Raw genomic sequence first — 5,678 nt, forward strand, 5'->3', positions numbered from 1 at the left:
CCCACCTCTCCGTCCGCCCTCGCGACCCATTGGCGCCAGGTGGCCGAGATCCGGTGTCTCACCTGGACATCGGACCCGGGTTGCACGAACTACCGCCGTGGACAGCGCTGGATCAGCGAGAGTCTACGCGGAGGTCATCTCGGGTGGGCTGAAGGGGAGTGACCGGAGTCCGACTGTGTGCCGTGATGTTCGTCATCATGGATCACGGCGCGGAAGCGGCGGTGGTGGGTGGCTTGCGGCGGCACCTTTCTTCTTCGGCGCGACGCCACGGCCGGCAGGGCGGCGGGTGTTGGTTATATCGATCGGGTCGAATGCTACCGAAGTCAGTCGGCAGCGACAAGAGAGGCTTCCGGCCGCGCAGGCTCTTGAACATCCGCACCGACCGATGTTAGGAAGTGTGCGGAGGTGTTCTCCTTCTTTCTTTCCTGTTGATCCTTGTTTCGTGCTGCGCCGAGCCCGGGAGCCGACCATGCCAGATGCTCGACCACGACCGACCGGCCGCATCCATCGGCGCCGGTCCCGGGTTCTCCACGCCGCCCTCGGGCTCGCGCTCGCCGCCGGGGCGCTGGTCGGGCCGACCAACGCCCCGCCTGCGGCCGTGCCGACCGCCGCCGCGGCGGCGGTGACACCGGACCCGCCGCCGCACACCCTGCCCGTGCCGGCGGTCGACCCGGCGGGCGGGCCGAAGACCGCCGCCGACGTCTACCGCTACCTGGAGGACCCGCGGATGACGGGCGAGGGGCAGCAGCCGCCGCACGCCGACCTGCGGCCGTACCCGGACGTGCGCACGGCCGTCGCCGACGTGACCGAGCACGCCGCCCGCAACAGCGAGGTGCGCTCCCTCAACGGGCAGTGGCGGCTGCGGATCTACGACCGCCCCGACGACGTGCCGGCCGACTTCCCCGCCGCCACGTTCGACGAGCGGACCTTCCCGAAGGCGCAGGTGCCGCACACCTGGCAGTCGGACTTCATCGACCATCCCATGTTCCGCAACATCGCCGAGGAGATCTGGCCCGACGACCCGCCCCGTGTGCCGCGCGACGTCAACCCGACCGGTGCCTACCTGCGTACCTTCGACCTGCCCGCCGACTGGACCGGCGACCAGGTCCTGCTCCGCTTCGAGGGCGTCACCAGCGGATACTTCGTGTGGATCAACGGCGGATACGTCGGCTACGACCAGGGCGGCTACACCCCGGCGGAGTTCGACGTGACCGCGCGGCTCAAGCCCGGCCGCAACCGGATCGCCGTGCAGGTGCACCGGTGGGGCTCCGGCTCCTACCTGGAGGACGTCGACCAGTGGCGCTACAGCGGGATCTTCCGCGACGTACGGCTCTACCGCACCGGCCCGAGTTGGCTGCGCGACGCGTACGTCACCACCGACCTGGACGCCGAGTACCGTGACGCCACCCTCTCCGTGCGGATCGACGTGGCCCGCTCGGCGCGGGGCGCGGCCGGCCGGCACACCGTACGCGGCAGGCTGCTGGATCCCCACGGACGGACGGTGACCACCCTCACCGGCCCGTTGGACCTGACCGCGGACGCCGCCGGCGGCCGGGTCACCCTGACCGGCCCGGTCACCGACCCGGCCAAGTGGAGCGCCGAGGAGCCCACCCTCTACACGCTCGCCCTGGAACTGCTCGGCCCCGACGGCCGGGCCCTGCACACCACCGCCCAGCCGGTCGGCTTCCGCGAGGTCGAGGTCCGCGACCGGCAGGTGCTGGTCAATGGGCGGCGGATCCTGGTCAAGGGCACCAACCGGGCCGAGACCGACCCGGACACCGGCCGGTACCAGAGCCGCGAGAAGCAGCGCGCCGACGTGTTCGCCATGAAGCGGCTGCACCTCAACGCCGTGCGCACCTCGCACTACCCGTCGGACCCGTACCTCTACGACCTGGCCGACCGGCACGGGCTGTGGGTCGCCGACGAAATCGACATCGAAACCCACTCCCACGAGAACTGCCCCGCCGACTGCCTGGCCGACCGGCCGGAGTGGGCCGCCGCCTTCGCCGACCGGTTCGCCGCGCTGGTCGCCCGGGACAAGAACCATCCCAGCGTCATCATGTGGGACACCGGCAACGAGGCGGGCCTCGGCTCGGCGCACCACGCCATGGCCGCCTGGGCCGACGCCAACGAGCCGACCCGACTGCTGTACCACCAGTCCAACAACCCCGACGGCGACGCGCCCTTCGCCGACGTGTCCGGCCCGCGCTACCCCACCCCCGACCGCCTGGAGGCCAAGGCGGTCGGCGGCACCAAGCCGCAGATCATGGGGGAGTACGCGCACGCCATGGGCAACGGGCTGGGCAACTTCGACCAGTTCTGGGCGCTGGCCCGCCGCTACCCGCAGATCCAGGGCGGGTTCGTCTGGGACTGGGCCGAGCAGAACCTGCGCCAGCCGCTGGTGTTCACCCCCGACTCCTCGCCACGCCGCCTCCAGACCTTCCTGGTCGGCAAGCCCGAGCCGGCACCCGGGCGGCCCGGGCGCGGTCAGGCCGTCGCCCTGTCCAGCCTGGACGATTTCGTCGACGTGTTCCGCGACCGCAGCCTCGACGTCACCGGCTCCGCGCTCACCCTGGACGCCTGGGTCAACCCGGGCCCCTGGGCCGGCAGCCTGCCCATCGTGACCAAGGGCCAGGCGTACGGGATCGAGATGCGCGACCAGGACACCCTGGAGTTCGCGGTCGACGCCGGGGGGAGCCGCGCCACGGTCACCGCCGACGTGCCCGCCGACTGGTACGGCACCTGGCACCGGGTCACCGGCGTCTACGACGGCGCCACGATGCGCCTGCTCGTCGACGGCCGGGAGGCCGGCAGCACCGCGCGCACCGGCGCCATCGACCCCGGCCTGTGGGAGGTCAACGTCGGCCGCAACGCCGAGACCCAGCGGGACAACGACTGGGGCCGCCGCCTCGGCCGAGGGCTCGTCGACGACGTGCGGATCTACCCGGCGGCGCTGTCGGCCACCGACCTGGCCGCAGACCCCACCCACCGGGCGGTCCTCGCGCTCGACTTCGACACCTTCGACCGCGACGGCGACTTCCTCAGCCTGGGCCGCAGTCTCTCCGGCACGGACGGGCTGGTCGGCTCCGACCGCTACCTGCAACCGGAGACCGCCGAGCTGGCCTGGGCGCAGGCGCCGATCCGGTTCACCGCCGTCGACGCGGCGGCCGGCAGGATCCGGGTGCACAACGAGCAACAGGCCGGGACGCACCGGGTACGGCTGCGCTGGGCGCAGACCGAGGTCGACCGCACCCTGCGCTCGGGCAGCCGGACGCTGACTCTGGCACCCGGACAGAGCGTCGAGGTCGACCTCGGGCCCGCGCCGGCCAACCCGCACGACCGGCAGCGGTGGCTCACCCTCACCGCCGCGAGCACCCGTGCCACGGCGTGGGCGAAGGCCGGCTGGATCGTCGGGCAAGACCAGTTCTCCCTCGGCGGCACGGTCGTGCCCGGGGTGCTGCCCGGCCCGGCGCCGACCGGCCCGGCGCCTCGGGCCCGCCGCGACGGCGACGTGCTGACCGTCTCCGGCGACGGCTGGCGGTACCGCTTCGACGCCACCACCGGGCTGCTCACCTCCATGACCGCCGACGGCCGCGAGCTGCTGCGCGCCGGCGGCCAGCTCGACGTGTACCGCCCGCCGACCAGCAACGAGACCTACGACTGGGGCACCGCCGACCGGGAGGTCTGGCACGAGCTGGGCCTGGACCGGCTGCGCACCGAGGTGACCGGGTTCGACACGGCCACCGAGGACGGCACGGTGGTCGTCCGGGTACGCTCCACCTCGGCCGGGCCGGGCACCGGCGAACTGCTGTCGTTCGCGCAGACCCGCACGTACCGGGTCGACGCGCGGGGCACCATCACCCTCGACCACGACGTGGTCCCCGGCGGCTCCCGGGTCGGCTCCCTGCCGTACCTGCCCCGGGTGGGCGTGGCCATCCAGGTCCCCGCCGGGTTGGACCGGTTCGCCTGGTACGGGCGCGGCCCGCACGAGACGTACAACGACCGGCGCAGCGGTGCGCTGATGGGCGTGTGGCGCAGCACCGTCGACGAGGAGTACGTGCGCTACTCGCGTCCCCAGGCGTACGGCAACCACACCGACGCGGCCTGGGCGACGCTCAGCGACGGCCGGCGCTCGGGTCTGCTCGTCGGCGGCGACCTCGACGTGAGCGTCACCCCTTACGACGACCTGGACCGGGCCGAGTACGACCACCAGCTACCGCTGGTGCGCAACGACGGCTGGGTGACCCTGCACGCCGCGGCCGGCGAGAGCGGCATGGGGGAAACGCCCAACTCGGTGCTCAGCCCGTTCGCGGTCTCCGCGACCGAGGCGCATCACCAACAGCTCGTGCTGCGCCCGCTCACCGCCGCCGAGGTGCGCGCCGGCGGGGTCGTCGATTCGCAGGCCCCCGCCCCGTGCCCGCCCACCGTGGCGGCGACCACGGACGGGCAGCTCACGCCCGGCATCGCCGAGCCTGTCAAGGTGACGGTGACCCCGCGCTGTGCCGACGGCCTGCGCGACGTCACCGCCACCCTCGCCGCCCCGCCGGGCTGGACCGTCACGCCGACCACCGCCGACCTCGGCACGGTCGCGGCCGGCGCGCCGGAGACGGCGGCGTTCGAGGTGACCGCGCCGTCCGGCACCGACCTCGGGTCGTACGACCTGACGGCCACCGTCACCGCGACCTCGCCGGCCGGCTTCCGCAGCTCGGTCACCGCGCCGGCCACCGTACGCACGCCGCTGCCCCCCGGCCAGGTGTGGCTGAGCGACCAGCCGTGGCGTGCCGAGTCCAACGGGTGGGGCCCGGTAGAGACCGACCGCAGCAACGGCGAGCAGGCCGGCGGCGACGGCGGCCCGCTGCGCATCGGCGGCGTCACCTACGACAAGGGGTTGGGCGTCCACGCGACCTCGGTCGTCTCGCTCGACCTGGCCGGACGCTGCACGTCGTTCCGCTCCGACGTCGGGGTCGACGACGAGACGGGCAATGCCGGGTCCGTGGCGTTCGAGGTGTGGGTCGACGGGGTGCGCAAGGCGCAGACGCCGGTACTCACGGGCTCCGCCGGCGCGCAGCGGATCGCCGTGGACGTCACCGGCGGCCGGCGCCTCGAACTGCGGGTCACCGACGGCGGCAACGGGGTCGGCAACGACCACGGCGACTGGGCGGCGGCCCGCCTGGCCTGCACCGGCTGAGCCGGGCGAGGGGCGGGAGCCTGCTCCCGCCCCTCGCAGCCGGCGCACCTCGTCAGGCAGGGCTGCGGACGAACGTCTCCTCGCTCCACGCCCCGCCGTCGTCCGTGCGGAGGGTCAGCCGGTCGGCGGCGCAGTCGTAGGTGGCGGTGCTCTCCTGCGACCCGGCGGCGATCTTCACCTCGCGGGCGCCGGCCCGCAGCACACTTTCGCCGCCCGAGTGGACCTGGTCGTACTCGCGGTACCGCCCATCGTCGGTCGACCAGCGGTAGGTCTTCACGCCCCGTTGCGTGTACCGCACGGTGTGTCCGCCTAGGGCGCCCTGGGCGCTGGACAGGTCGTACAGATCGGTCGCCGTGCCGTCGGCGCGGTAGGCGGTGGCGTAGCCGCCCTCCGGCCCGCTGGTGAGCTTCGACGGTGCTGTCCTGGGTGAGGTCGGCCAGCCCGCCGAGCGTCGAGTCGGCCGGGACCGGCAGGTGGTACCGGCCGGCCG

2 protein-coding genes are annotated in these 5,678 nt (G+C 73.6%); one reads left to right on the forward strand and one right to left on the reverse strand.

What is annotated here, in order from left to right; translation table 11 throughout:
- Positions 1-469 precede the first annotated feature (469 nt).
- Positions 470-5,188 carry a glycoside hydrolase family 2 TIM barrel-domain containing protein gene (locus tag MCAG_RS28740; RefSeq protein ID WP_007076450.1) on the forward strand — a complete coding sequence of 1,573 codons (4,719 nt, stop codon included), beginning with the start codon at positions 470-472 and terminating at the stop codon, positions 5,186-5,188.
- A gap of 52 nt (positions 5,189-5,240) precedes the next feature.
- Here MCAG_RS28740 and MCAG_RS35465 read toward each other — a convergent pair.
- Positions 5,241-5,678 (reverse strand): hypothetical protein (locus MCAG_RS35465; RefSeq protein WP_036375681.1); only part of this gene is annotated, 438 nt, incomplete at its 5' end.

This window comes from Micromonospora sp. ATCC 39149, from assembly GCF_000158815.1.
Lineage (GTDB): Bacteria > Actinomycetota > Actinomycetes > Mycobacteriales > Micromonosporaceae > Micromonospora.

Bases quoted from the DNA above. Each gene is read 5' to 3' on its own strand.
- MCAG_RS28740 (WP_007076450.1), top strand. From the start codon at position 470: ATGCCAGATGCTCGACCACGACCGACCGGCCGCATCCATCGGCGCCGG.